General features: G+C 60.0%; 1 protein-coding gene. It reads left to right on the forward strand.

Annotated features, from left to right (window positions below; genetic code table 11):
* Positions 1 to 62 precede the first annotated feature (62 nt).
* The coding region (locus SB679_RS25560) for a hypothetical protein (RefSeq protein WP_410705169.1) at positions 63 to 250 on the forward strand (188 nt) is incomplete at its 3' end.

The following is a 250-nucleotide window of genomic DNA, read 5'->3' on the forward strand; positions in this document are numbered from 1 at the left end:
CGGCCACTGGCCCTACACCTACTCGGACATTATCTCGAGCTTGTCCATCTAGCTCAGAGAACATGCAGCGTCGCCACTTTCTCGCCGTAGCCGCCCTCGTGGCAACCTTGCTCACGGGGTGCGGCCTCGGTTCGGCCCAACCCGATGCCGCCATCACACCAACCAAGGCCAGCGCCCTTTTGCGGTCGGACATCGAATCCATCGAGTACCCGCTCGACAAATACTCAGTCTCCACGCAGGAGTTGAACTT

The sequence above is a fragment of the Chryseobacterium sp. SIMBA_029 genome, assembly GCF_046535275.1.
Taxonomy (GTDB): domain Bacteria; phylum Bacteroidota; class Bacteroidia; order Flavobacteriales; family Weeksellaceae; genus Chryseobacterium.